15 protein-coding genes and 2 pseudogenes are annotated in these 26,131 nt (G+C 59.5%); 13 read left to right on the top strand and 4 right to left on the bottom strand.

What is annotated here, in order from left to right; translation table 11 throughout:
* Positions 1-176: 176 nt before the first annotated feature.
* Together ACSMXM_RS09430 and ACSMXM_RS09425 are read left to right on the top strand one after the other, a co-directional pair.
* Positions 177-566 (top strand): annotated as a pseudogene (locus ACSMXM_RS09430) (PAS domain-containing protein); the annotation flags it as partial.
* A 15-nt stretch (positions 567-581) separates the two neighbouring features.
* A pseudogene (locus ACSMXM_RS09425) lies at positions 582-2,351 on the top strand (GAF domain-containing hybrid sensor histidine kinase/response regulator); the annotation flags it as partial.
* Between the two features lie 24 nt (positions 2,352-2,375).
* Here the strand turns inward: ACSMXM_RS09425 and ACSMXM_RS09420 are convergent.
* A complete protein-coding gene (locus ACSMXM_RS09420; RefSeq protein ID WP_460315696.1) occupies positions 2,376-5,222 on the bottom strand; it encodes a PAS domain S-box protein in 2,847 nt (948 codons plus the stop codon).
* Positions 5,223-5,457: 235 nt separating this feature from the next.
* Here ACSMXM_RS09420 and ACSMXM_RS09415 point away from each other — a divergent pair, with 235 nt between their 5' ends.
* On the top strand, positions 5,458-6,225 hold the full coding sequence (locus ACSMXM_RS09415; RefSeq protein WP_460315695.1) for a TerC family protein: 768 nt from the start codon (positions 5,458-5,460) through the stop codon (positions 6,223-6,225).
* Positions 6,226-6,287: 62 nt separating this feature from the next.
* Here ACSMXM_RS09415 and ACSMXM_RS09410 read toward each other — a convergent pair whose 3' ends face one another.
* Complete coding sequence (locus tag ACSMXM_RS09410) at positions 6,288-8,441, bottom strand: TonB-dependent receptor (RefSeq protein WP_460315694.1); 2,154 nt, start codon at positions 8,439-8,441, stop codon at positions 6,288-6,290.
* Positions 8,442-8,812: 371 nt separating this feature from the next.
* Here ACSMXM_RS09410 and ACSMXM_RS09405 point away from each other — a divergent pair, with 371 nt between their 5' ends.
* Positions 8,813-10,591 carry a sensor domain-containing phosphodiesterase gene (locus ACSMXM_RS09405; protein WP_460315693.1) on the top strand — a complete coding sequence of 593 codons (1,779 nt, stop codon included), beginning with the start codon at positions 8,813-8,815 and terminating at the stop codon, positions 10,589-10,591.
* Between the two features lie 78 nt (positions 10,592-10,669).
* Here the strand turns inward: ACSMXM_RS09405 and ACSMXM_RS09400 are convergent, their stop codons facing one another.
* Positions 10,670-11,470, bottom strand: coding sequence for an EAL domain-containing protein (locus ACSMXM_RS09400; protein ID WP_460315692.1), 801 nt, complete (start codon positions 11,468-11,470; stop codon positions 10,670-10,672).
* 298 nt (positions 11,471-11,768) lie between these two features.
* Between ACSMXM_RS09400 and ACSMXM_RS09395 the strand changes: the two genes are divergently transcribed.
* The 9 genes from ACSMXM_RS09395 (at position 11,769) to ACSMXM_RS09355 (ending at position 23,314) form a co-directional block, all read left to right on the top strand.
* The gene (locus ACSMXM_RS09395) at positions 11,769-13,571 is read left to right on the top strand and encodes a diguanylate cyclase (RefSeq protein ID WP_460315691.1); all 1,803 of its coding nucleotides are present in this window, start codon (positions 11,769-11,771) and stop codon (positions 13,569-13,571) included.
* Between the two features lie 109 nt (positions 13,572-13,680).
* Complete coding sequence (locus tag ACSMXM_RS09390; protein ID WP_460315690.1) at positions 13,681-14,622, top strand: DUF7064 domain-containing protein; 942 nt, start codon at positions 13,681-13,683, stop codon at positions 14,620-14,622.
* Positions 14,619-15,938, top strand: coding sequence for a phosphotransferase family protein (locus ACSMXM_RS09385; RefSeq protein ID WP_460315689.1), 1,320 nt, complete (start codon positions 14,619-14,621; stop codon positions 15,936-15,938). Before ACSMXM_RS09390 ends, ACSMXM_RS09385 begins: the two co-directional genes overlap by 4 nt.
* The gene (locus ACSMXM_RS09380) at positions 15,935-16,684 is read left to right on the top strand and encodes a tyrosine-protein phosphatase (RefSeq protein ID WP_460315688.1); all 750 of its coding nucleotides are present in this window, start codon (positions 15,935-15,937) and stop codon (positions 16,682-16,684) included. Before ACSMXM_RS09385 ends, ACSMXM_RS09380 begins: the two co-directional genes overlap by 4 nt.
* A 77-nt stretch (positions 16,685-16,761) precedes the next feature.
* Complete coding sequence (locus ACSMXM_RS09375) at positions 16,762-17,361, top strand: TetR/AcrR family transcriptional regulator (protein ID WP_460315687.1); 600 nt, start codon at positions 16,762-16,764, stop codon at positions 17,359-17,361.
* Positions 17,362-17,429: 68 nt separating this feature from the next.
* Complete coding sequence (locus ACSMXM_RS09370; protein ID WP_460315686.1) at positions 17,430-18,206, top strand: glucose 1-dehydrogenase; 777 nt, start codon at positions 17,430-17,432, stop codon at positions 18,204-18,206.
* A gap of 206 nt (positions 18,207-18,412) precedes the next feature.
* Positions 18,413-19,117: a glutathione S-transferase family protein gene (locus ACSMXM_RS09365; protein WP_460315685.1), complete on the top strand. Its 705-nt coding sequence runs from the start codon at positions 18,413-18,415 to the stop codon at positions 19,115-19,117.
* A gap of 44 nt (positions 19,118-19,161) precedes the next feature.
* Positions 19,162-21,486, top strand: coding sequence for a TonB-dependent receptor (locus ACSMXM_RS09360; protein WP_460315684.1), 2,325 nt, complete (start codon positions 19,162-19,164; stop codon positions 21,484-21,486).
* On the top strand, positions 21,458-23,314 hold the full coding sequence (locus tag ACSMXM_RS09355) for a long-chain-acyl-CoA synthetase (RefSeq protein WP_460315683.1): 1,857 nt from the start codon (positions 21,458-21,460) through the stop codon (positions 23,312-23,314). The genes ACSMXM_RS09360 and ACSMXM_RS09355 overlap by 29 nt, the downstream gene beginning before the upstream one ends.
* Before the next feature lie 97 nt (positions 23,315-23,411).
* Here ACSMXM_RS09355 and ACSMXM_RS09350 read toward each other — a convergent pair whose 3' ends face one another.
* Complete coding sequence (locus ACSMXM_RS09350) at positions 23,412-26,117, bottom strand: DUF4114 domain-containing protein (protein WP_460315682.1); 2,706 nt, start codon at positions 26,115-26,117, stop codon at positions 23,412-23,414.
* Positions 26,118-26,131 lie beyond the last annotated feature (14 nt).

Genomic DNA, 26,131 nt, shown 5'->3' with positions numbered 1-26,131 from the left:
AGTAGCTTGCGAATACAAAGCCGTGGCTGGATCAGCCATTTCACTCCGATCCGCTGGATGTGGAAACTGTTTCCGTCTGCAATATGCCGCCCCGATGTAGAGTTCAAACATATGACTTATCCGTCAATTTGTTGGGTATGGCGTGCATCGCATTACTGGCTGCCGGGTGAGTGAGCATGAAGATCGATCCCGAAGAAACGTCCCGCCGGTTCGACGCCATCCTGAACAATACGCGCGAGGCGGTGTTCCTGATGAACGAAGGCCAGCACTGTATATATGCCAATGCCGCCGCTGAAGAACTGACGGGCTATGCCTTTGCCGAGATGCAGGGGCGCCCGCTGCATGATGTGGTCCACCATAAGAGGCCGGATGGTTCGCACTATCCATTGGCAGAATGTCCGATCGACCGGGCATTTCCGAAGCGTGCCCAAATGTCCGGCGAAGAAGTGTTCGTCCGCCCGGACGGGTCATTCTATCCTGTCGCCTTCACTGCGAGCCCGGTTCTCGATGAGGAACGCCGCCCGATCGGGACGGTGATCGAAGCGCGAAATATTGCGGAGGAAAAGGCACGGGACGCCGCCTTGCGCGAGGAAACGCGGACCCTGGAAACGCTGAATCGCGTCGGCGCGGCCCTGGCAAGCGAGCTGGATCTGGAGCGGGTCGTACAGATGGTGACCGACGCGGGCGTTGAACTGACCGGTGCCAAATTCGGCGCATATTTCCACAATGTCATGGACGAAAGCGGAGAGCGACTGTCGCTATACACCCTGTCGGGTGCCAGCTATGCCGATTTCGAACATCTGGGCAGGCCGAGGCCGACTGCGGTTTTCGGCCCCACTTTTCGCAATGAAGGTGCCGTTCGCTCGGACGATATTCTGGCCGATCCGCGCTATGGCAAAAGTGCGCCCGCCCACGGCATGCCGGAGGGGCATCTGCCGGTAAGAAGCTATCTGGGGGTTTCGGTCGTTTCCCGCTTCGGCAAGGTTTTGGGTGGGCTGATCTTTGGCCATCCGAAGCCCGGCCGCTTCACACAGCGGCACGAACAATTGATGCTTGGTATCGCGTCCCAGGCGGCAATCGCCATCGACAATGCGCGCCTTTATCTTGAGGCTCAGCAGGCAAACGAAATGCTGGAACAACGGGTCAAGGAGCGCACCGCCGAGCTGGAGAGCGCGCATGAGCAGTTGCGACAATCGCAGAAGATGGAAGCAGTTGGCCAGTTAACCGGCGGCATCGCGCATGATTTCAACAATCTTCTGACCGGCGTCATTGGATCGCTGGAAATGATGCAGCGAAAGGTTGCGAAGGGCGAGACGGACAAGGTCGGGCGGTATGTCGCCACCGCGATGACGGCGGCGGATCGCGCGGCGGCGCTGACGCACCGGCTTCTTGCCTTTTCACGCCGCCAGCCGCTTGCTCCGAAGCCGGTTAACGCCAATAAGCTCGTCACGGGAATGGAAGAACTGCTTCGCCGGACCATAGGGGAGGCGATCCGACTGGAGATCGTGACCGCGGCAGGGCTGTGGCAGACGCTTTGCGATCCGCACCAATTGGAAAGTGCGATCCTTAATCTGGCCATCAATGCCCGCGACGCCATGGCCAAGGGCGGGACGCTGACGATTGAGACCTGCAATGCTCATCTCGATGAAGCCTTTGCGGCGATGAGCCGGGATGTGCGACCAGGCAAATATGTCTGCATCAGTGTAACCGACACGGGCACAGGCATGACCCCCGACGTCATCGAAAAGGCCTTCGATCCGTTTTTCACGACGAAACCCATTGGTCAGGGGACGGGCTTGGGACTGTCCATGATTTATGGTTTCGCGCGACAGTCGGAAGGTTATGCGAAAATCTATTCGGAGGCCGGCGAAGGGACGACGATAAAATTATTTCTGCCCCGCCATCAGGGAGAAATCGACGAGCCAGAGCCGGCGTCGCACGGCCTGAGCAAGGAGAATCGCAGCGAGAATGGCGAGGTCGTTCTGGTCGTCGAAGACGAGGTTGCCGTGCGTGACCTGGTTGTGGATGTTCTGGAAGAACTGGGTTACCGCGCCATTCAGGCGAACGATGGCCCCTCCGGACTGAAGCTGCTGGAATCCGGTCTACGGATCGATCTTCTGGTAACGGATATTGGACTGCCGGGCCTGAATGGGCGGGAACTGGCGGATCACGCCCGCCAGCTTCGCCCTGCCTTGCGGGTGCTGTTCATGACCGGTTACGCTGGCAATGCGGTGATTGCGAACGGCCTTTTGGAAGAAGGTATGCAAATGATCACCAAGCCCTTCGCGATCGATGCACTGGCAAACCGGATCCGGGGCATGATCGAGACCGATACGGGCGCCACGGCATAAGACGCGCTGAGATCGTGCTGCCGCTTATTCTTCAATAAGCTCCCGTACCCGAGCGGCGAGAACGTCCATCACGAAGGGCTTTGTAAGGACGTGCATGCCGGGGTCGAGATGACCATGGCTTAGCACCGCATTTTCCGCATAGCCGGTTATGAATAACACTTTCAGATCGGGCCGCACCTTGCGCGCTGCCTCCGCGACCTGGCGCCCGTTCATGCCGCCGGGCAAGCCGACATCGGTCACCAGGAGGTCGATCCGCTGGTCGGAATCCAGGATTTTCAGTCCCGCTGCGCCGTCGCCGGCTTCGAGGGCGACATAGCCGAGGTCGGTCAGCACCTCACTTATCAGCATGCGCAGGATCGGTTCGTCGTCGACGATCAGAACCGTGTCGCCCGCTTCGGCCCGGGGGGCGTCTTCGGTCCGCACTTTTGCATGAGGGGCGTCCGCTTCCCCCAAATGGCGGGGAAGGTAGACGCAGACCATCGTCCCCTCTCCGACCTCAGAGTAAATAGCCACGGACCCGCCGGACTGTTTGGCAAACCCATAGATCATCGAGAGCCCGAGCCCTGTTCCCGTGCCCAGCGGCTTGGTCGTGAAGAATGGATCATAGGCCTTTGCGATCACGTCCGGCGTCATGCCGGTGCCTGTGTCGGATACGCATAGCGAGATATATTGACCCGGCTCCAGACCGCGCTGTTCGGCAGTGCGTCTGTCCATCCAGCGATTGCCCGTTTCGATGGTAATGTTGCCGCCGTCCGGCATCGCATCTCGGGCGTTGATGCAAAGATTGAGGATGGCATTTTCCAGCTGGCTGGGATCGATCAGGCTGGGCCACAGACCCGCCGCATTTACCATCTCTATTTCGATGGTCGGCCCGACCGTGCGGCGGATCAGCTCCTCCATGCTGGTGACGAGCTGTTTGATATCCGTCGGTCTGGGGGCCAGCGTTTGCCGCCGCGAAAAAGCAAGCAGACGATGTGTCAGCGATGCCGCCCGCTTCGCCGCACTTTGCGCTGCGTTCACATAGCGCTCGACATCGTCGATCCGCCCTTGTCCCATGCGCGTCTGCATCATTTCCAGACTGCCCGAGATGCCGGTCAGCAGGTTATTGAAATCATGCGCGATCCCGCCGGTAAGCTGACCTACGGCCTCCATCTTCTGGGCCTGGCGAAGCGCATCCTGGGCCGTCATCAGTTCGGCAGTGCGTTCTGCCACACGGGATTCAAGAGTCTCGTTAAGTTCACGCAATCGCGCTTCGGCACGCTTCCGCTCGCTCAGGTCGAGCATCGCGCCGATCATCCGAACCGCGCCGCCCTCCGCATCGCGGAAGACGTGGCCTCGGTCCAAGACATCGGCAAAGGTGCCGTCGACGCGACGAAACCGGTACTCTGCCGTCCAGTGATCGCCGGCACCGTCGATCACTGAGCTGATACTGTCATGTATGCGATCGCGGTCGTCGGGATGTATGTGCTCTATCCACCAGTCGGACGTCGGCTCCACCTCCTCATAGCCGAAGAGTACGCAGACCGCCTCGTTCCATTCGACGCGGTTGGATGCCAGATTCCAGTCCCAAATCGCGTCGTTGGTCGCTTTTGCCGCCAGCCGGTAGCGCTGCTCCGTTTCGCGCAACGCTGCTTCCGCCGCACGGCGCTCCGTTTCGTCACGCGCTATCTTGATGAAGCCGGTTATATTGCCTTGTGCGTCATGGAGGGGCCGGACCGAGCCATTGGCGAAGAAGCGGGTGCCGTCGCGGCGAATATGCCAGCGTTCGTCGTTCGCACAGCCCTCCGCGCGTGCCTTGGCAAGTTCACGCTCCGGCACGCCGGCGGCGCGGTCCTCCGGCGTAAAGAGAATTTCTGCTGGCTCTCCCAGTACCTCCCCCCGCGACCAGCCGAAGACGGCCTCGGCGCCTGGTGTCCAGTCCGCGATCTTGTGATCGGCATCGACAGTGAAGATGGAATGATCTTTGACGCCTTCGACGATTCGCCGATTGCGCTCCTCGCTTTCGCGAAGTTCGGTCTGCGCGCGGTGCGCTTCCGTCGCATCATATCCTTCGACAAAGATGCCCGTGACCTGGCCGGTCTCGTCAAGAACGGGTTCGTAGATAAAGTTTAGGATGCGCTCTACGGGCTTACCGTCCACAGTTACGTAGATGGACGCATGATCCGCGACATAGGGCTCGCCTGTGCTGTAGACTTTATCGAGAGCCTCGTAAAATCCCTGGTTTGCAAGGTCCGGGAACGCCTCCCGTACGGTCTTGCCGACATATTCCCGTTCCCCGAACAAACGTCGGTACGTCGCGTTGGCGAATTCGAAGACATGGTCGGGACCATGAAGGATGGTGATGAAGCCAGGTGCCTGCTCGAACATGCGGCGTTGCCGCTCCGTTTCCTCCGCGCGTCGCCGTTCGGCCAGAACCTGCTTCGTTATTTCGGTACACGCACATAGAAAGCCGTGCACGACGCCGCCGCTGCCCCGGATGGGCGTATAGGAGAAGGAGAAATGAGTCTCTTCCTGATAGCCGCGGCGCTCCATCATCAGGGTGATGTCGTCCATGTGCACGGCGATGCCTGCATAAGCCTTTTCGACGATCGGTGTCAGGTCGGTCCGGATTTCCGCCCATACCTCCAGGAAGGGGCGGCCCAGCGCATCTGGATGCTTGTCCGCCAATATCGCGGAATAGGCGTCATTGTAGAGCAGAATTTGCTCTGAACCCCAGGAAATGAACATCGGCTGGTCGGCGCCCAGGACGACCCCGACGAGTGTCTTAAGCTCTGGCGACCAGTCCGCAGGCGGGCCGAGAGGTGTGGGCGTCCAGTCACGCGCGCGGATTGCGGCACCCATCGTACCCCCGTCGACGAGGAAGCTAAGCATTTATTACTCCAGAGGCATTTCGCCCATCTGTACCAGAGCGATCCGGTAGCCGCCAGCGCCGCATCGATTCACCATTTCCTGCCTGAGAGGGTCCCGCTCCCAATTGAAGTCGCGAGGAGCAAAATCATACTTCCGTGCGCTTCACATGGATATAGAACGGTTTTGCACCACCGCTCCCGCAAATAAAAGCGGGCAGGGACGGCGCAGTACGTCAAAACAAAGGGATCATGGACTGATGGACTGGTTTGGCTGGACGAGCGACCCCGCAGCATGGGCGGCTCTCGCGACCCTGGTGGTCATGGAAATCGTGCTGGGGATCGACAATCTGATCTTCATTTCAATTCTTTCGAACAAATTGCCGGAGGGGCAGCAGCAGAAGGCGCGGCGGCTGGGCATCGGTCTTGCCCTGATCATGCGCCTGGGCCTTCTGTCCATCATCGCCTGGATTGTCGGTTTGACAGCGACGGTCGTCGATCTGGGTCTGACCGGCTCACCGGGGCCCTATGGGGAGCCGACCTTTGAGACGCAATTGTCCTGGCGTGACATCATATTGATCGTCGGCGGCCTGTTCCTGGTGTGGAAGGCGACGAAAGAAATTCACCACAATGTCGACCCCCACCCAAATGAAGATGTGTTTGATACCGCGAAATCGTCCATTGGTTTCGGCGCAGCCATCTTTCAGATCCTGCTGCTGGACATGGTGTTCTCGATCGATTCCATCCTGACGGCCGTTGGTATGACGGAGCATTTGCCGATCATGGTAATCGCCGTTGTGTCAGCGGTTATTGTCATGTTGCTGGCGGCGGACCCCCTCGCCAACTTCATCAAGGGGAACCCAACGGTCGTTATGCTGGCGCTTGGCTTCCTGCTGATGATTGGCGCAGTGCTGATCGCGGACGGCTTTGGCGTGCATGTGCCCAAGGGATATATCTACACGGCGATGGCGTTCTCGGCCGGTGTGGAGGCACTGAACATCTTTGCCAGGAGGCGTAAGGCAAAATGATGCCATCGTCCTGCCAGGCTGCGGACCTCGCACCTGGCAGGACAAGACAAGTTGGTACCGCTCTAGAAGCTGAGGCGGGCGCTCAGGCGGAAGTCTCGCCCGGCCAGCGGTACGAAGTCCTTCGTAAAGCTGGCGTGGCGGCGACCGACGACATCGAAGATGTTGTTCGCCTGCGCCATGATCGTGATGTTGTCGTCGCCCTGGAATGGACGCCATGCGATCGAGGCATTGACGAAGGTAAAGTCGTTCGTAGCAGTCTCCACCGGTGCTGTGCGCGTTTGCGCGTCGACCCATTCTACCTCAATGCGTCCGTCCACCGGTCCGGTCTGAGCCTCCAGCGCGCCCAGCAGGCTGAGCGGCGGAATACGCGGTAAAGGCGTGTCGTCGTCCAGGTCCGCACGGATATAATCACCGCGCAAATCGGCAAGCAGCGTCAATCCGTCCGTCCGAACGAAAGGAACGCTTGCCTCGCCCTCCAGTCCGAAATAGCTGGCACCGTCCTGAAAATACTGGAAGATCGGCAGATCATCCTCTTCCAGCCCAGTGTCCTGCAGGTAAATATAATCGTCGAACCAGTTCTGATAGACGCTGAAACTGAGCGTTGCCGGGCCGGCCTGTCCGCGGACGAACCCTTCGACGCCCCACATTTTCTCTTTCGCGAGGTTCACGTCGCCAATTTCGAATTCCTGTGTGGCAATGTGGGGACCGTTGGCGAACAGTTCCTCGGCACCCGGGGCACGTTCCGCGCGCGAACCTGTCACACCAAAACGAAGGCCGCCTTCATCGCCGTAGATCAGGCTGGCAGCACCTGAATAGGTGTTGAAATTGCGGTCCACGTTCAAGCTGGCGGCAGAAACATCGGTATGTTCATACCGGCCGGCCAGTTCGAGCTCCAGGGGCCCGACATCAAACTCCTGTAGCGCGAACAGCGCATATTGATCCGTCATGTTGGGCGCGACGAAGGCTTCGGCGCCCGTCGCCTGAAAGTCGCGATAATAATATTGGCCGCCAATGGCGCCGCGCCATCCCGCGCGTTCCTTCTGTATCAGTTCAAAGCGGCCTTCAACGCCCTGAACGTCGAATACTGTCCCGACTTCCTCGCCCTCGAATTCGGTATGGGTATAGTTGCTGTAGCCCGCCCGCGTGTTCAGGGCAGAGAAGAAACCGTCGCCCAGTGCCAATGATCCCCGCATGTCGGCGCGGAATTGCTCCAGCGCGATCGAGACCTGCTCTTCGCCGTGTTCCTCTTCATCATGATCATGCTCTTCGCCCGCATGGTCCTCGTCGGCATGTTCTCCGCCTTCCTCTTCGCCATGATGATGGCCGGTGCCGGGCCTGCCGGGAACGCCGTAGTTGGAATCATAATAGCCGACGGAGAAGCCAAGATTGCTTTCGCCCGTGTCCACCGCAAAGCCGGCGCCAAGGCTGTAGGTTTCCGTAAAGCTGTTGGGAAGCACGCCGCGCTGTTCCGCCGCTTCACGCAGCTCTTCCGCTTCCTCGGGGTCGGAGGCGGCGTCTTCGGCGGCCTCGGCGAGCAATTCGGCGCGAAGCTGGGGCGCGACGGTGTAGCCGCCAACCTCGACATCGTCGGTGTTGCTGTACGATCCATCGACGTGGAAGGCGACGATATCGCCGACCGGCACATCTATCGAGGCGCCGCCCTGATAGAGATTATAGGCCGAGGAAGTGCCGAGCATCGCATCCACATGCACCGGCTCCTCTGGAATGCCGCGCGGGATGCGCTTGTCGATTACGTTCACCGCCCCGCCGATGGCCTGACTGCCGTAAAGGAGGACGGCGGGGCCACGAAGAACCTCGACCCGCTCCGCCGTCAGGGGGTCGATCGAAACGCCGTGATCCGCAGAGGTGTTCGACGCGTCAATCGTGCCGATACCGTCGGTCAGCACGCGCACACGCTCGCCCTGAAAGCCGCGCAGAACGGGGCGAGAGGCGCCGGGGGAGAAGCTGGTGGCGCTGACGCCAGGCAGCTTGGCGAGAACCTCGCCCAGCTGGCCGTTCATGTTGCGCTGTAGCTCGTCGCCCTGAACGACGGATGTTCCCGACAGAACGTCAAGCTGCTTGATCGCAGGTGCGGTTACGACGATCGTGCTGGAGGGAGTGTTGTGAAAATCCTCGCCCCCGGTGCTTTGCGCCATAGCGGCGTGGGCGGGAATGATGGCGGCGCACGCCAATAGCGACATTCTGATAGGTGGCATCTGCAAACTTTCGTCCTATGGAACCCGACATGAATCGAAGGACGGTATAACGTTACATAGGGGGCGCATTGCAAGGGAATTCCACCGCTGGAGATAAAAGCGTTTCATTGTCGCTTTCGCGCAACAGGCGCCGTCCGATGGCTCGACCGGCCCGCCTCCTTCAGTGACGGAAACTCCGCAATTCACGCATCGGGGTTCGGTTTCACTCTGGCCGGTGTTGATTTAGATGCGGCCACGCCGTCTTTCCCTTTGGCCAGAAAGAGCCGCGTTGAGTGCGCCGGTTTGCCGCACGCCGTGAATATACTGTCCTCGTTGACTTTTTTAGGATTCCATTAGCAATTCTGCGGATAGGGCGGGGGCGAAGGAAACCTATGCTACACGTCAATGAAGAGGCTCGCCTTGACGCGCTTCGCCAACTGAATTTGCTCGATACGCCGCCCAGCGAGAGCTTTGACCGCATCACGCGAATGGCCAGTCAGATTTTCGGTCTGCCAATCGCCGCCGTTTCGCTGACCGATCAGGATAGGCAGTGGTTCAAATCCAGGGTCGGGGTCGAGCATAGCTCGATCCCCCGCGACAAGGCCCCGTGCGCTGCGGTGGCCGAAAGCAGTGCGCCGCTGCTGATCCCCGACCTCTTGGCTGACGAATGCTATGCCGAAAGCATTCTGGCGGGTCAGGGTGTCCGCTTCTATGCCGGGGCACCACTGATTACCCGCGACGGCTTTGGCCTGGGTGCGCTTTGTGTGCTGGGCGTCGAACCACGAGATGCTTCCAGTGCGGAAATGTCGGCACTGAATGATCTTGCGCAGATCGTGATGAGCCAGATTGAGCTGCAACATGCCTTTGGCCGCGTCGATCCTCTCAGCGGCCTGCCGAACCGAACCCAGTTTCTGGAAGATCTGGAAGATCTGGGGCGGGACCAGCCGGGAGAGCGCCGCCTCGCCGTGCTGGTCGACCTGGCAAGTTCTGAGCAACTGAACCACGGCGCCCACGTCATGGGCTCCGCCTATATTGATGACATTGTAAAGACGGCCGCACGAGCGGTGCGTTCGACGCTGGGGGCGGCGCGCACTGCCTATCACGTCGCTGCAACACAATTTGCTTTTCTCGCGCGTCCGGGAACCGATGAGCGCTCCTACGCCCGCTTGCTGGGTGATGCGCTGGAGGATGCCCGCCGCGCCACCGGGGGGCAATTCATCGTGACGACGGTGATAGGGGTCGCACCGTTCACGACAGGCGAAACTCCGCCTGCCGACATCCTGCGAACTGCACACAGCGCCGCACACGATGCCCGGCGCTCGCAAACGCATATCATGTTCTATTCTTCAAAGAACGACCGCCAGCATAGGCGTCGTTTCAACTTGCTCGCCGATTTTCGTGCCGCTCTGTCCCGACCCGGCGAACTGCGCCTCGTGTTTCAGCCCCGCATAGAGCTGTCGACGGGCCGGTGTTCGGGTGCGGAGGCGCTGCTGCGGTGGCAGCATCCCGAACTGGGCAATGTTCCCCCGGGGGAGTTCGTTCCGATCATCGAACAGACGTCCCTGGCCCGTCCCGCCACTGCCTGGGTTCTCGACACCGCGCTGGGCCACCTGATCGAAATGCGGGGCAGGGGTGTGGATTTCAGACTTTCGGTTAATGTCTCCGCATCAAATCTGGAGCAGACGGATTTTGCACAGCACGTACAGTTGCTGCTGTTGAAGCATCGCCTGCGCCCGGACATGTTGGAGTTGGAGATCACGGAAAGTGCCGTCATGGAAAACGCCGGCGAAGCACTTTCGCAGCTGAATGCATTGGCCGAAGCGGGAATCCAGCTGGCGATCGACGATTTCGGAACGGGATATAGCAGCCTCGCCTATCTGCAGCGACTGCCTGCCCATGTCGTGAAGATCGACCAGTCCTTCGTGCGAACCCTCGTCGAGAGCGAACGTGAACAGAGCCTCGTTCGCTCGATGATCACGCTATCCCATGATCTGGATTACAGAGTGGTGGGCGAGGGCGTGGAAACCGAGGCGACCGGCCTGCTGCTTGCAGAAATGGGCTGTGACGAGGCGCAGGGCTATTTTTATGCGCGGCCCATGGAGGTCGCCGATTTCGAGATATGGTATCAGGCCCGGCTGCTGGATGGCGGCGGGGTGCAAAGGGCCGCCTGACGCCTTGATCCGCCGGGGACGGCGAAACGACTTACTGACCGGGTGCTTTCAAACCCGGTCAGCATGGCAACAGGTTGTTCAGATCAGAATGTCTGGCAGCGCCCCGGTGGCAGGCCGCGCGATGTGATACCCCTGTACTAGGTCGACACCGACCTCCCGCAGGGTTTCAAGCTCCTCTGCCGTCTCAATGCCCTCTGCTATGCAGGAGACGCCAAGTTCTTCTGCCAGGCGGCAGACATTGGCGACAATCGCCCGGCGTGATTTGCTGGTGTCGATCCCGCGGATCAGGGCCATGTCCAGTTTCAGAATGTCCGGCTGCAATTCAGCGAGAAGGTTGAGACCGGAATAGCCCGCCCCGAAATCGTCGATTGCTGTCGTGAAGCCCCGGGCACGATACGCTTCTACAATATTTCGGACATGCGGCACGTCCACCATATGTTCGGTTTCGGTGAATTCGAACATCAGGCGCTCAGGTGCAAAGCCCACGCGGCGTGCCGCGGCCAATGAGGCGCGGATGCAGGCATTGGGTTCGTAAACCGCGTTCGGCATGAAATTAATGGAAAGCTTTATGTCGGGTTCGTTTGCCGGGAAGAGGGCGCCGGCAAGCTCGATGGCTTTCACACGACAGGTCTGGTCGAAGCGGTAGATGGTTACCGGATCGACGGCAGCCAGCACCTGAGCGGCGGATTCTCCCGCTGCCCCGCGGACGAGCGCCTCATAGGCGAAAACCCTGTTGCTGCGCAGGTCGACAATGGGCTGGAACGCCATCGTGAATTCCAGCGGGAACGGCGTGGCATCCCTGCACCCGGCGCAAGACGCGGAAAGCGTCTCTCGATCACTTTTCGGGAATAGCGGCTGATAGGTCATGTCAGATTGCATGGCGCCTGGCCGCACTCGGCGATCCAATGTGGGTGAAGATTTAAGGTCATCGGCTCCGGGTCCCAGAAGTACGCAACAAGATGCTCATTTATAAGCGTCTTTTTAGCTTACCTAGCGTAAAAATAGGGTTAATTTTTGCATCGCAATTTTTCTGGTCAGAGGCCGAGGAAACGCGGAGTGTTAACGGGTTTATAACCTTGTGGGCAGAGATGAAGGGTTGTCGGTCTACACTGTCACTCCAGCCCACTGGGTTCCGCACATGGTTATATCACAGCGCTTGCGTATCTTGGCTGCGTGCATGATCGCGGCGTTGTTACCCAGCACGGTGGCCATCGTGTTATTGACCCAGGCTGCCCATAGCTTCCTGGCGCGGATGGAACAGCAGCGCACCATCGTGGCCGCCGCGATCGCCGTGGAACGCGCCGTGATCGATGCTGAAACCGCTCAGCGCGGCTATCTACTTAGCCAATCGCCGATCTACCGAGAAGAATATCTGACTGCGACCAAGACGGCTGGGGTCGCGCTGAACAAGTTGAGCCTTGTTGCAAGAAATGCAGGCCAGGCCCAGCCACATGTCGACGATGTCCTGCGTCACGCCTCTTCGGAGCTGGCGCTGTTGGGCCAGCTCGCCAATAAGGGCGACGATGCGGCGTTGGACGTCGTGCGGGGCGGTGAGGGTCGTTTTGCTGCACAGGAACTGCGCAGTGCGGTCAATGCGCTCGACAATTCGCTGAACCTGAGTTTTTCCCGCGGTGCCAGTGATGTCGATCAGATGCTGAAGGCGGGGCAGTGGTTCGCGATCGTGGGGGCTATTGTCGGCATAGCCGCGATCCTGCTGGCGCTGCTGATCCTCGGCCGGTATCTTCGATCCTCGCTGAGCAGCCTTTTGGATGCGATGCATACCCCTGGCGATTTCGGTATTCCTGCAGACGTAGCATCCAGTCTGACCGGCGAATTCCGGGAATTGGGCGACACTTACAACCGGATGTGCGGGCGAATGCGCGCCGAATTGGCGAAGCGCGTCGATGCAGAAGCGAGGATAGCGGATTTGCTGGACCGCAGCGGCGAAGCCCTGGCCGATCGTCAGAGGGTGAGTGAGGTCCTGGCCCGTATTTCCAACCGCCTCCCCGCCTGTTTGGACCAGCAGGAGTTGGTGGCGCTGGCAACACGATTCATACCTCAGCTTTTCGATATTCGGAGCGGGGCACTCTATTTCCTCAGCAATTCTGCCACCGTATTATCGCGCGTCGCATCCTGGGGTGATCAGGACACCAGTCTGGCAGAATTCGCTCCAACGAAATGCTGGGCCTTGCGGCGGGGACAACAGCATCATGTTACCGATGCTGCCACCGACGTGACGTGCGAGCATCTGACGAAAGAGGTCACCGCCGGATATATTTGCGTTCCCCTGATCGCGCAGGGTGAGACGGTAGGCCTTCTTTACCTGGAATCCACCGGCGAGGAGGGGGGCGACGATCAGCGTCGCGAGCTGGAGGATATGCGGGTGCTGTGCGAAAATCTGGCATTGGCGCTGGTCAATCTGCGCCTGCGTGAAAGCCTGCGGCATCAGTCACTGCGCGACCCGCTGACGGGCCTGCACAATCGCCGCTATCTCGATGAGACGATTGATCTGGAATTCGCGAAGAGTCGTCGCAATCAGGTTCCGGTAAGTCTCATCATGGCAGACATCGATCATTTCAAGCACGTCAATGATACGCATGGGCACGACGCTGGTGACTACATCCTGCGCAAGATTGCTGCCTGCCTGAGCGCCAATATTCGCAAGGGCGACGTCGCGTGCAGGTTCGGCGGCGAGGAATTCGTTATTCTGCTGCCCGGCCTCAATCATCAGGAGGCGCTTGAGCGGGCGGAAATCCTGCGCGAGCAAATCAGCACGCTGCCTATCAAGAGTGCAGAGTGCGAGGTAGGACAGGTCACCGCATCCTTCGGCGTGGCGACATTTGCCGGTGGCGAGGAAACGCCCGCAGATGTGATCAAGAGCGCAGACCACGCCCTGTATGAGGCAAAGTCGGCAGGACGCGACAGGGTCCGATCCACCAATGTGCTGGATATCGTGGCGCCCGACAAGAAGGCGGCCTGAGGACATATTGACGCCCAGCGTGTCGGGGGCCGCCACGATCTGATCTCTTGCATCATCTCCCACCTTATTTTAGTCCAACAGGACGAAAATAAGAAAATCGGGGTAGGATATGTTGCTACAGGCGGACGACCGGCTGCATCCGGTCGGCAGTGAGCAGGATTGGTTCGAGGCCTATTGGTTCGGATTCAATATTCCGGGCAGGCATCTTTCCGTTTACGTCTATCCCTGGTTCCGTCCGAACATGGGCCTGTGGGGCGGCGGCGTGCTGGCCTGGGACGACCGAGGCAGCTCTGCGGCAACGATGCTGTACCATGAATATGCCTGGGCGCGGCCGTTCGACGGCGAAGATGCGATGATCGAGGGAACGACCATCGCGACGCCCCAGGGTGTGACCATCGACTGTCTTGAGCCCGCCGAGAAATATCGCGTCCGCTATGACCGTCCGGCGCTGACTTTCGATGTCATGTTTACGGCGACCGGACCGGCAAATCAGACCGCCGCCACCACCGGAGAGGAAAACGTATTCAAGGGGCATATCGATCAGCCGGGCCGTTATACCGGCTGGGTCAGGATCGGCGAAGAGACGCTGGAGGTGGACTGCCACTGTTTGCGGGATCGGTCCTGGGGGCCGCGCACGGACGATAATTACGATATGCACATCGGCTATTATCATGCCACCGCTTCGGCCGAAGATGCTTTCCTGATGGTGACGCATGCCAGTCCGGATGCTGATAATTCGACGCTGATTTCCGGCTATCTGATCCGCAACGGGCAACATTCCCCATTGGCAGAGGGAAAGGCGCGGGTAGCCCGCAATGACGATCATTCGCCTGCCACCTGCACAATCGAAGCAAAGGACGAATTGGGCCGGGAGTTGCGCGCCGAAGGGAATGGCATCAACCGCGCCGGCCTGCAATTGCAGCCGGGGATGTTCAACTGGTCCAGCCTGGCGGAATGGCGTTTCGACGGCTGCACGGCCTATGGCGAATTGCAGGACACATGGCATCCCGACAAGTATCGCAAATTCGTGCGCGGGGCGGACACGAAATGACGAACATTCTGGATGATTCCGCGCGCGATGAGGCCTTGCGGTGCTGGATTGAAAGCCTGGGATACGGCACGATTGCCGACGTAAAACGCGTCGGCGGCGGCGCATTCCGCACGAGTGCGCGGATCGAAATGAAAGATCGGGACGACGGGAAGAGGCCGATTTTTGTGAAGGTCGATCTTGGCTCGGCGCCGCCGACCCCATTCGATCTGCAGCGCGAATATCAGGTGCTGAAGGCAATCGGTGGGCGGGTAAAGGCGCCCGATGTGCTGGGGTACGAGCCTGATCTGAACGCCATGGCGATGCCTTGCCTGCCGGGTGTCGCCGATTATGGCCAGATCGAGGACGGGACGAAGCGGGCGCGTGTTGAACGCTCTTATGTAGAGGCGCTGCTCGCGGTCCACCGCCTGGATCTTTCGTCATTGTCTCTCGACCATCTTCCCGCGGGTCTGACGATCCGGCAGGCGATTGCCGCCGACCTGGACCTGTGGCGGGATCTGTTGCTGAACGGTGTCGCACATCCCGACGCGATCACGCTGTTTGCCCTCGCCTGGTGTGCCGCGCGATTGCCTGATGATAGCCGCCCGGCAACGCTGGTGCAGGGCGATGCGGGACCGGGAAATTTCCTGTTCGATGAGGACGGAGTCACCGGCGTTCTGGACTGGGAGATGGCGCATGTCGGCCATCCGCTGGAGGATATTGGCTGCATCCTCGTCCGCTCGCTGGTGCAGCCAATGGCATCGGCGAATGATCTGCTGGGTCTCTATTCACAGGCGTCGGGCGTGGAATGGACGCGTCAGGAACTGCTCTATTCCGCCATATTGATGATGGCACGCTTCAGCGTGCCGATCAGCCTTGCATTGGAAAGCCGCAATACCGGTTTGGATTTCGGTCTGACCAACGGATATTTCCGCATGTCGCAAATCTCGCTGCTGCGTCTGATAGCTCAGGCCGAAGGCATCGAACTGAACGAGACGATACCTGATAGCGCGGCGCGACCGACGGCGGACTTCGAATTCGAATATCTGCGCTCGGTGCTTCGGGACATTGTGCGGCCTGCGGTTGCAGACGATTATGTTCGCTACCGTCTCGATGGAGCGGTTGGCCTGATTGGTTATCTGGGCGGGGCGCTGGCGGATTCCCCAGAAGGGGCAGAGGGGGATGCGCACTCCGCTTTTACAGAGCAGGAGCGGATCGTCGCCGGCGGCGGTGGCAAATTGGCAGCGGCGATGCAGCAGATGTATGGCGATGCGCTGTATCGCGAACAATTGATGCGCGAAATGCTCGGGCCGCTGCACGGCAGGCGCATCGTAATATGAACGAGGGAGATGCCGTCGCCACGATCCGGCGGCTTGCCCCCAATTTCCGCCCTCTGGGACAGGGAGCGATCAGGCCGGGCCGTCTATATCGCTCGGGTACGATGACGGCGTTCGATCAGGCGGCCTGGGCTGCCCTTCGTTCATTGGGAATACGCACATTGATCGATCTGCGCGGGACGGATGAAGTCGATTCCATGCCGGTACAGCCCCCTGCGGGCGTAAAGCTGGTTTCCGTGCCCATGCCGGCCGAAAATAGCTGGGATGCGGAGGCCGATCATTCCACGGATCAACTGGCAAAAGCGCAGATGGAGCAGTCCTATCGCCAGATTGTGGCATCCCAAGGCGGGGCAATTGCGGACGTTTTCCGCATTTTGGCGCAAGAGGCTGCGGTTCCGGCCGTTATCTTCTGCACCGCTGGAAAAGATCGGACGGGTATTGTTTCCGCGCTGCTGTTGCGCGCCATCGGCGCGGCGGATCAGGATCTATATTCTGATTATGGCGGCACAAACCTGGCCCTGACAGGAGAGGCGCGGCGGCGGACATTGGGGTTTGCCCGACGCGCATCGCCCTTCCCGCTGCCGTCCGGGGCTGCTGGGGACGCGATATTGTCAGCCGATCAGACATATCTCGACGCAGCGCTGAAGGAGGCGGGTCCGGTGGGGGCTTACTTGGCGCGCCACGGTATCGATCCAGCGGATATTGCCCGCCTGCGAAAGGTCTTTTCTGCCTCTGAGGCGGCGGCTTAGGCTTCGCGGAAATGGATTGGCCTTCGCGGTGATGCAGCGGCATAGCCCGAACGGAACTGAAGCAAGGAAAGGTTCCCATGCCCAAGATTGTCGATCACGAGGAACAGCGTCGCATCATTGCGAAGGCCGCGGTCGAATGGATTGCGACGCATGGTCTGGAAACTTTGTCGCAAAGGAATGTCGCTGCACTGGCCGGACGGTCAAAGGGAAACGTCCAGCACTATTTCCCGGACAAGGCCTCATTGATGTTTGGCGCCCTGAAACACGTGTCGGGCGAGCGGCAGGGGCGGGAACGCCCCGCGGGGGGTGATGCCGCAGATGCCGATCCACTCGCGGCCATCGGCAAGCGCCTGGCCGCCGTCCTGCCCACCGACCCCAAACGGGCAGATGAATGGCGCGTGCGACTGTCGCTCTATGTCTATGCAAATCGCGATCCGGAGATGCAGGATTATCTGGCCGACCATGCAGAGGAAATCCTGGAGCGGGGGACAGCCGATGTGCGCGCCGCGCAGGAGGCGGGGGCCGTCGCGGCCGATCTGGATCCGCGTGTTACCTTCCGGCGCCTGTCCGCGGCGGTTTCGGGCATCGCGGTTGCTGCGCTTGCCAATGGCGGCAGGCTGACCGCCGAAGAACAGGAAGCCATGTTGAACGAAGTCCTGAGGTCGATTGCGGCATGACCTGCAGCCGGTCCCCCAGAACCTTCGCCAAGCCCTGCTGATCATCAAACCTGCTGAGGAGCACTGTCATGACTACAATCGAAGCAACATTGGAGGGGCGGACCGCCATCGTCACGGGCGGCGCGCGCGGAATCGGTGCAGGCATCGCTCGGGCGCTTGCAGCACGCGGGGCGATGACGGTCATCGCCGATCTGCTGGAAGCAGAGGGGCAGGCGTTGGCTGAAGAGATTGGATCGCGCGCCCGCTATGTCCGCCACGACGTCACCGATGAAGCGTCCTGGCAAAGCCTGCTGCGGGAATGCGATCAGGTCGATGCGCTGGTCAATAATGCCGGTGTTCTGCATTTCAGTACCATTGCGGATACCAGTGAAGACCTGTTTCGACGCACGCTAGACGTGAACCTCGTCGGCACGTTCCTTGGCCTGCGGACGGTGGGCGCTGCGATGATGGAGCGCCAGCAGGGGTCCATCGTCAATATTTCATCGGTCGACGGTTTGAAGGGTGCGAACGGACTTTCCGCCTACGCGTCCAGTAAATGGGGTGTGAGAGGACTGACGAAGGTCGCGGCGCTTGAGTTCGGGCTGAAGAATGTACGGGTCAACTCGATCCATCCCGCCGGAATCGACACAATCATGGCAAACCCGAATTCCGAAACTCCCGAAGTGGCCGCCGCCCGCTTCACCGACTTCCCGTTACAACGGATGGGGAGGCCCGAAGAAGTCGCCGAGATGGTCGCCTTCCTCTGCTCCGATGCCGCAAGCTATGTCACGGGTGCGGAGATTGCCATCGATGGGGGCCTGACAGCGGGCCGTTACTATCGCGGCCTGCCCGGCGCGCCGGACTAGTCGCGGGCCCCTTTTCGACCCGTATTGACAATATCGTCCATTTGGACGAAATAGAATTCATGCTGTGGGACATGAGTCCCGAGCCGGATTCATGAGAGCTCGCCAGAGCTTGGAATGTGCGATCTGCCACCAAAAGGCGGACGCGCAGTGGGAGGAATTATGCCAGCATCCTGGCCACGGACATCATCTGCCCCGCAGGCGCTGATATGAGCTTGCGCTTATATGGGATGAGTAGCCCCAACGTAGTCAAGATATTGATTATGCTGGAGGAGCTGGGGGCGGATTACCACTTTGAGCATGTGGACCTGTTTTCCGAGGGGCAATTCGACGAAGCGTTCAGGGCGCTTAACCCAAATTCGAAGGTGCCTGTGCTGCTGACCGAGGAGGGGCAGCCGATTTTCGAATCCGGGGCCATTCTGATCTACCTTGCAGAGCGCCACGACCGGTTTTTACCGTCGACGGGTTCGGCCCGTTACGACGTGCTTGAATGGTTGACGCTGCAGGTTGCCACCGTCGGTCCGATGCTGGGTCAGCTCAATCATTTCACAACCTATGCCCCCGCTGGACAGGATTATTCAGTCGGCCGTTATCGCCGCGAGGGCGCGCGCATTTACCAACTGCTGAACAAGCGGCTGGAACAGGTACCGTATTTGGCGGGCGATGACTATTCCGTCGCTGACATCGCGACCCTGCCGTGGACAGATTATATCGAGCGCCAGGGTCTGCAAAAAGCGGATTATCCCGCCATCTCGGAGTGGCGCCAAAGGCTGGAACAACGTCCCGCGGTGCAGCGGGCGCGAGCCTTCATCGCAGGCGTTCAGGCCAATGATGCGAAAATGTTCAGCCAATCCTCCGCATCGGCACGTCGCCGGTTTCTGGGATTGGGAGAGAGTAGCGAGGAGCAGGCGTAGACCTGCGGACGGCACGCACAAACATAAAATGAAAGGGGAGTAGCATGTCAGGATTCCGTCATATCCCGAGAGGCGCCGTTTTTGGCATGTGTCTGTTCAGCGTCACAAGCTGGACCTCTATCGCAATGGCGCAGACAGCGGGCGACCCGGCCCCCCTTCCGCCTGGTCAGGCAGAGGATAACGCCGATACTGGCGGTCTTGAGGAGATCGTCGTGACCGCGCAAAAGCGCAGCGAGAACCTGCAGCAGACGCCGCTCGCCATCACCGCGATTACCAGCGACGTGATCGAAACGCGCCGAATCGTCGATGCCACCGACATCAACGCCATCGCCCCCAGCCTGACCGCCACCAGTGGCCCGTCGAACAAGGGCCATCTGGTTGTGTTCATCCGCGGCATTGGTGAATCGGAACCGATCCTGACGTCGGACAGTCCCGTTAGCATCTATGTCGACGGTGTGATCCTGGGCCGTAGTACCGGTTCGGTTTTCGAACTCGTCGATCTGGAACGTATCGAGGTGCTTCGCGGGCCACAGGGCACGCTCTACGGTCGCAACACGACGGGCGGCGCGGTCAACCTTATCACGCGCAAGCCGTCCGACGACTTCGGCATGGAGGTGCTCGGCAGCTATGGCAATCTGGACTATCTGCAGGGGCGCGTCTCCGTCGACACGGGCGAACTGGGCAATACCGGCCTGAAGGCGAAACTGTCCTACATCCACCGCGAACGCGATGGATATATCGACGACATAAAAGTGTCCGACAGCAACGATCCCGGTGCGTACAAAACCGATGCCGTGCGCGCGGTGCTGGATTTCGATCGCGGCGGATCGATCCGCGCCACCTATACCTTTGACCTTTCGGAAACCGACGCGGTCATTCCAGCCAGTCAGATTACGGCCATGACACCGGACGCCGAGGCTTATTTTTCGCAGTCGGCGGCACTTGGCGGGGCGGAGTTCATCGCACCGGCGGCGGATCGACTGGAACAACTCAGCCCCGATTTCTCACCCGGGTTCGACCGCAATTTTGGCCATTCCGTCACGGCGGAGCTTGATCTGGGGCCGGATACGGTGCTGCGATCCATCACCGGATGGAAATCGTGGCGCAACGAGATCATCAACACCGATCTCAGCGGCAATTCCGGCCTGCTGGGTCTGGTGGTCAGCCCCGCACCGCCGGGAATCAAGCCTGTCGAGGTGTTCGGCGCCACCAATAATCGCCGCCAGAACCAGTTTAGCCAGGAACTGAACCTGATCGGATCGCTCAGCAGCCGCTTCGATTATGTCCTTGGTGGTTTCTATTTTACCGAAGAGTCTAAGGAACTGAATCCGCAATATTACACCTTCGTCACGACCATTCCCGGCCTTGGCCTTGCGGGTGTCAATCTGACGAACACGCTGGATTACGAACATTCCAGCAAATCCTATGCTGCGTTCGGGCAGGGCACCTATTATCTGACCGACGAGCTGACGTTCATCGGCGGTCTGCGCTACACCTATGACGAAAAGAGCCTGACCCAGCGTCAGCCATTGGTCCGCGAGCTGGAGAATGACTGGAAGCGGCTGAATTATTCGGCAACCGTTCAATATCAGGCGAACCCCGACCTGATGGTCTATGGCCGGGTTGCCACCGGCTACAAGGCTGGTGGGTTCAACGCGCGCGCAGTGAATGACGGATATGAGCCGGAAAGCGTGACCGCCTATGAATTGGGCGTGAAAAGCGACTTCCTGAATAATCGCGTCCGGGTGAACGGCGCGTTGTTTTACAACGACCTGAAGGACAAGCAGCTCAACCAGTTCCTTGCGGGATCGGGCGGTGCCTCCAGCATCGCGGTAAATGCGGGCAGCGCGACGCTGAAAGGTTTTGAGCTTGAGGTGGAGGCTCTGCCCTTCGATGGTCTGCGATTGAACGGTGCCGTCGGCTATACGGACCGCGACTTCAAAACCTTCGTCGTGCGCGATCCGGTCAGCAACCAACTGGTAGATGTCGCCGATCAGGCGCAATTCAGCTATTCGGCTGCCACCACCTTCAATATCGGCGCAGAATACCGGATCGAGGATGTCGCGGGCGGTGCGGTAACGGCGCGTCTGGACTACAGCTATCGCAGCAAGGTCTATTTCAACGTCGTCCCGCAATTTACCCTGTTCGACGACGAGATCGCGGCCGACGGCTTTGGTTTGCTGGATGGTCGTATACAGCTTGCCGATGTTCCGGTCGGATCGACGAGCGCGACGTTTAGCCTGTGGGGGAAAAACCTGACCGACAAGGTGTATCGCACGTCGGGTACGGACTTCGGCGCGCTGAACTTCGCCATCAATACCTATGGAGAGCCCCGGACCTATGGCGTCGATGCCCGCTTCCGCTTCTGAAGCAGTGACGAAAGCTGAAACGGCCGTGCCATCGCGAGAGGAAACGATGGCGCGGCTGATGCGGGGATATTCGCGGGTTGCCGATTTTCGGCGCGACCGGGAATATACTGTCGCCGACCGGCTGGAAGAGCGTGCCGCCGACAGCGCGGACACGCCGTTCATCCTGTTCGAGGATGAGCGGATCAGCTTTTCGCAAGCCAATGCCATGGCAAACCGCATTGCGCGCGCGGTGATGGACGCCGGTTTGCAAAGGGGCGATGTCGTTGCCCTGATGATGCATAATCGCCCGGATTTCGTGCTGATGTGGCTGGGCCTGGCAAAGGCCGGAATTGTGACCGCCCTCATCAATACTTCGGCTGCCGGGTCTGTTCTGGATCACGCGCTGCGCCAGGTCGATGCGCGTGCGCTGATCTTCGGAACGGAGCTGTCAGAGGCGATAGAGGGGCTGCCGGCGAGTGACCGACCGGCCTATCTTTTCGAGCATAGGGAGCTGGGCGACGAACGGTCCGCCCTACCCGGCGCCCATGACCTCAACGCACTGATTGAGGCGGCGGCGGATCGGGATATCGATCCTGCTGTCCGTTCCGGCATCGTCATGTCGGACCCACTTTATTATATCTTCACCTCGGGTACGACCGGCCTGCCGAAGGCCGCGCGGATGAGCCATTTGCGCTTCATCAATGCGGGCGAAATGGTCGGCGGCCTGATGGAGTTCGGGCCGAAAGATGTATTTTATTGCGTGCTGCCGCTCTATCACGGGGCAGGGGGGATGGTGGTGCCGTCCGTATCGCTTGCCTTTGGCACCCCCTTCGTTCTCAGACGGAAATTCTCCGCCAGCGGTTTCTGGCCGGATGTGCGCCGCCACGGCATCACCGCGTTCAATTATATCGGCGAGATCGTCCGCTATTTGCTCGCCAGCAATCCGTCGCCCGATGACCGGAAGCATAGCCTGCGTGTGATTACCGGCGCAGGCCTGCGGGCGGACGTATGGCGCGCTTTCGTCGATCGCTTTGGAGTAGAGCGCGTGCTGGAAAACCTGGGTGCAACCGAAAGCAATTACGGCATCACCAATGTCGATAATCGCATCGGCTCTGTCGGCCGTGTTCCCTATCGCGACCAGACCAATCTGCGCGTGATTCGCTGGGATGGCGTGACTGACGATTGGGCGCGCGACGAGGGCGGCGACCCCATCGAAGCAGAGGCAGGGGAGGTCGGCGAGTTGATTGCCGAAGCGCTCGACGGCAATGGCGTGGGGGGCTTCTTCGAGGGCTACACGTCGGAAGAGGCCACGGAACGAAAATTGGTCCGCAACCTCTTTCGATCCGGCGATCGCTGGGTTCGGTCGGGTGATCTCGTTAGGTTCGATGAAGAAGATTATTTCTATTTCGTCGACCGGATTGGCGACACGTTCCGTTGGAAAAGCGAGAATGTGTCGACTGAAGAGGTCGCGTCAATTTTGGCAGACTTTCCCGGCCCTTTAATGGTCAATGTCTTTGGCGTTCGCGTGCCGGGGACGGAGGGCCGCGCGGGGATGGTGGCGCTGACCTACCAGTCGGAGGATGCGTTTGACTCTGCAGCCTTTTACGAATTCGCGGTGACGCATCTTCCACATTATGCCGTGCCGCTCTTCGTGCGGATCGGGACTGCGGCGCGTATGACGACGACGTTCAAGCTGGAGAAATTGCGTTTGCAGAAGGAAGGATATGCGCCGCATCAGGTCGGCGACGATCTCCTCTACGTCATTGACCATGCCCAGCGCAGCTATGCGCGTCTGGATGAGAATAGCCTGGCGCGAGCGGAGCTGCCGCCCTTCGCGCCAGAGGACTGACCCCCAGCCGCCGGTCCAGGCGTTCGATTTATGGAGAAGGCGCCGCGGCCAGCCCGGCCGCGACGCCCTCCTGCTGCTTGGGCAGCCGTGTCTTTGGCTAGCCGATGAAGTCGGCGGTCGGCGCCAGGGCTTCCACGGTGAAAACGACATCCTGGAAGTCATTGTCCGACAGGCCGCCCTCTCCCCGCAGCAAATCCTCGAAGCCGATCGTAAGCCCGCCATCGCTGGACAGGCCCGATAGCGCGTGAACCTCCCCATCAGCATTTAGGGATCCGTCATGAGTGACGAAGATGGTCGCGGATACATCTATGCCGGCGTCGGTCAGGACGGCGGTGCCGTCCACTACCTCTATGTCCAGCTGATCGGATGCTAGCGTTGCAGCCGATAGCCGGGTGGCGCCATCCTGCAGCAGGAAGAAATGCAGCGTTGCCCCCTCAGACAGGCCATCGACGATGACAGGCCCATCCTGTGCTCCGACGTCTTCAGATACAATTCGGACGTTGGATATGCTGCCGTCATCGGCGACTTCATAGACACCAAGGCTGTTTGCGTATCCAGCCTCTGACTCCGCGAGGGTTATCTCGAAAGCATTGCTGTTCTCATAGGAAAGATAGTCCTGGGTGATAATGCCATTGATTTTATCGTCGAGGACCGCAGTTGCTTCTTCGAGGTTCGTGATGCCCTCGACATAGCGCGCGTAAACGCCTTTTGCGCCGACGTGCAGCAATTGCAGTCCGCCACCTTCAAGGCCGCTTTCGAGCGTGACGTACAATGCCCGGTTGTCGGACAATAGCACACTCCAATGATCGCCGTTTTGCCGTGACGAGAGAACATCGCTACGCATACCCTCGATGAGGACGACGTCGTCGGCGGAAAAATTGGAAATCAGATCGCCGTCGAAATTGTCTGCCGTCCCCCGCAGGAGGTCATGGCCATCCCGACCGACAAAATGTTCCTGCACGCTTGACGCCACAAAGACGCCTTCGTCGCCAATCTCGATCAGCTCTTCCACATTTGGAAGCTGGCTCGGCTGCTCGTCAGGCGCTCCGTTGCCACCGTCGTTGGCGTTGCCGCCGTTGTTGTCGTTTTCGTTGCCGCCGTCGTTGTCGTTGCCGCTGTCGTTTTCGTCAGGCTGATCTTCGTCCGCGCTGCCATTGTCCCCGCCGACGGGAAGGGGAACTTCGTCAGTCTCTTCGTCAATGACTGCTCCGCCGTCGACATTGTCCGGCTCTTCGGGAGAATCGACGTCCTGATCTTCGTCATCGGACATATGATCATCATCGATGTCTTCGTCGGGAATCTGATCGTCGTCTCTCAGGTCATCTGGTACGGGATCCTCGGCAACTTCATTATATCCCTCGGCCGCACCCCAGAATTTCGGGGGAGGCGCAGCATTCAATTCCGCCAGGCGAGCGATGATCGTTGCCTCATCGGGTACGCCCTCTCCGACCCAGAGCTGCCCAAGCGAGACGAGGTGCGGGTCGTGGTCGATATTATTATAGCCCACACCGCCGAAGTAGACGTCATGCCAATATGAGTGAATGCGGCTAAGTTCCAGGAACTCTTCGAATGAAACCTGCGATTTCATGAAGGAATAGTCGCGGATTTTCAGCCCGGTCAGGTGAACGGACAGCTTGCCATTTACCCACAGCGCAAATTCGCCGTCGGACAAAGACGTGCCGTCCTCATAAACCGTGTTCAGCTTGACCATGTGCTGCAGTGCGACGAACTCGTCCTTCGGCACGGGAACGGTGCCGGGCTGAATGCGCCCGTGGGACGTTCCATTGTCGATGTAATAGGCATAGCTGCCAAGCGAGAGATAATCGTCCGCAAGCGGATGCGTCTCATCATATTCGTTGAAGTTCAGGCGAAACGCATAGCTGTCGCCGTCGGCATTCCTGCCACCCCATCCGCCAGGCCCATTCGGGCTGCTAACGTCCAGGCCCGACATGTGCGTATTGGCAAGACCGCCAGCCTTTCCACCGAAGCTGGGATCGAAGCTCTTGTCGAATCGGATGAGTTCTACGGCATATATCGTGTCACTATTGCTGGTGAACTGAGTGACTTTGTTGAACGCCGTATCCGTGTACGGCAGAGAAACGCCATCTGCGATATCACCACGAATATTGTAACGCTCATGATTTTGCCCCGCCAGTACTTCGGCGCCCGTCATGGAGATATAGAAATCGTCTTCGGAAACTACCGGGACATCGAAATCCTGCAGGGCGGCGGGCTGAATATCCGGTGAGTAGACAGATATATCCTGATTGCCGAATTGCTTATCCGTCGTTGTAAGGATCAGTCGCGCAGACGCCACCGATGAAGTCGGCTGAAAATCATCGAAGGCGATGAGAATGTCACCCTTTGTGGATACGGTATCGTTCGCGCCCATCGATTTCGACGTGGTGGATTCAATATAAGTGTCGCGGGTAGCGTCGAACGTCTTGGTCAGCCCATCACTATAGGTGATCTCAAGATAGGGACGTAGCGACGCATCATCCGCTTCCCGGGAAGAAAAGCTGGCGCCAATCCCCCCTGAACGCCTGATGACGAAGTTGGCCGCGTGATCGCCAAGGTAATCAGAGTCGAGATTGATCTCGAACTGCCGCGCCGTGTCGGTGTCTTTGAGTAATGCCGTACCCAGAACTTCGCCAGCCCGATTCCCGGACCATCCAAGCCGCAAATATCTGTCGAAATATTCTCGGCTCGCCAGTTCCGTCCAATCATAGGTGAAGGTGGAATATGGCGAGATATCAACTGAGTTAGTGCCGGTCGCCACCGATTGAGTGGTGTTATTTGCCATTGCCCGTCAAGCCC

It is taken from the genome of Pacificimonas sp. ICDLI1SI03, assembly GCF_054740865.1.
Note: the sequence above shows the minus strand (reverse complement) of the source record. Positions and strands in the feature narration are given on the sequence as shown.

What these genes read in the sequence shown, in the direction of transcription:
- ACSMXM_RS09420 (WP_460315696.1), bottom strand. Translation starts at nt 5,222, where the DNA reads ATGCTTAGCTTCCTCGTCGACGGGGGTACGATGGGTGCCGCAATCCGC.
- ACSMXM_RS09415 (WP_460315695.1), top strand. Translation starts at nt 5,458, where the DNA reads ATGGACTGGTTTGGCTGGACGAGCGACCCCGCAGCATGGGCGGCTCTC.
- ACSMXM_RS09410 (WP_460315694.1), bottom strand. Translation starts at nt 8,441, where the DNA reads ATGCCACCTATCAGAATGTCGCTATTGGCGTGCGCCGCCATCATTCCC.
- ACSMXM_RS09405 (WP_460315693.1), top strand. Translation starts at nt 8,813, where the DNA reads ATGCTACACGTCAATGAAGAGGCTCGCCTTGACGCGCTTCGCCAACTG.
- ACSMXM_RS09400 (WP_460315692.1), bottom strand. Translation starts at nt 11,470, where the DNA reads ATGCAATCTGACATGACCTATCAGCCGCTATTCCCGAAAAGTGATCGA.
- ACSMXM_RS09395 (WP_460315691.1), top strand. Translation starts at nt 11,769, where the DNA reads ATGATCGCGGCGTTGTTACCCAGCACGGTGGCCATCGTGTTATTGACC.
- ACSMXM_RS09390 (WP_460315690.1), top strand. Translation starts at nt 13,681, where the DNA reads ATGTTGCTACAGGCGGACGACCGGCTGCATCCGGTCGGCAGTGAGCAG.
- ACSMXM_RS09385 (WP_460315689.1), top strand. Translation starts at nt 14,619, where the DNA reads ATGACGAACATTCTGGATGATTCCGCGCGCGATGAGGCCTTGCGGTGC.
- ACSMXM_RS09380 (WP_460315688.1), top strand. Translation starts at nt 15,935, where the DNA reads ATGAACGAGGGAGATGCCGTCGCCACGATCCGGCGGCTTGCCCCCAAT.
- ACSMXM_RS09375 (WP_460315687.1), top strand. Translation starts at nt 16,762, where the DNA reads ATGCCCAAGATTGTCGATCACGAGGAACAGCGTCGCATCATTGCGAAG.
- ACSMXM_RS09370 (WP_460315686.1), top strand. Translation starts at nt 17,430, where the DNA reads ATGACTACAATCGAAGCAACATTGGAGGGGCGGACCGCCATCGTCACG.
- ACSMXM_RS09365 (WP_460315685.1), top strand. Translation starts at nt 18,413, where the DNA reads ATGAGCTTGCGCTTATATGGGATGAGTAGCCCCAACGTAGTCAAGATA.
- ACSMXM_RS09360 (WP_460315684.1), top strand. Translation starts at nt 19,162, where the DNA reads ATGTCAGGATTCCGTCATATCCCGAGAGGCGCCGTTTTTGGCATGTGT.
- ACSMXM_RS09355 (WP_460315683.1), top strand. Translation starts at nt 21,458, where the DNA reads ATGGCGTCGATGCCCGCTTCCGCTTCTGAAGCAGTGACGAAAGCTGAA.
- ACSMXM_RS09350 (WP_460315682.1), bottom strand. Translation starts at nt 26,117, where the DNA reads ATGGCAAATAACACCACTCAATCGGTGGCGACCGGCACTAACTCAGTT.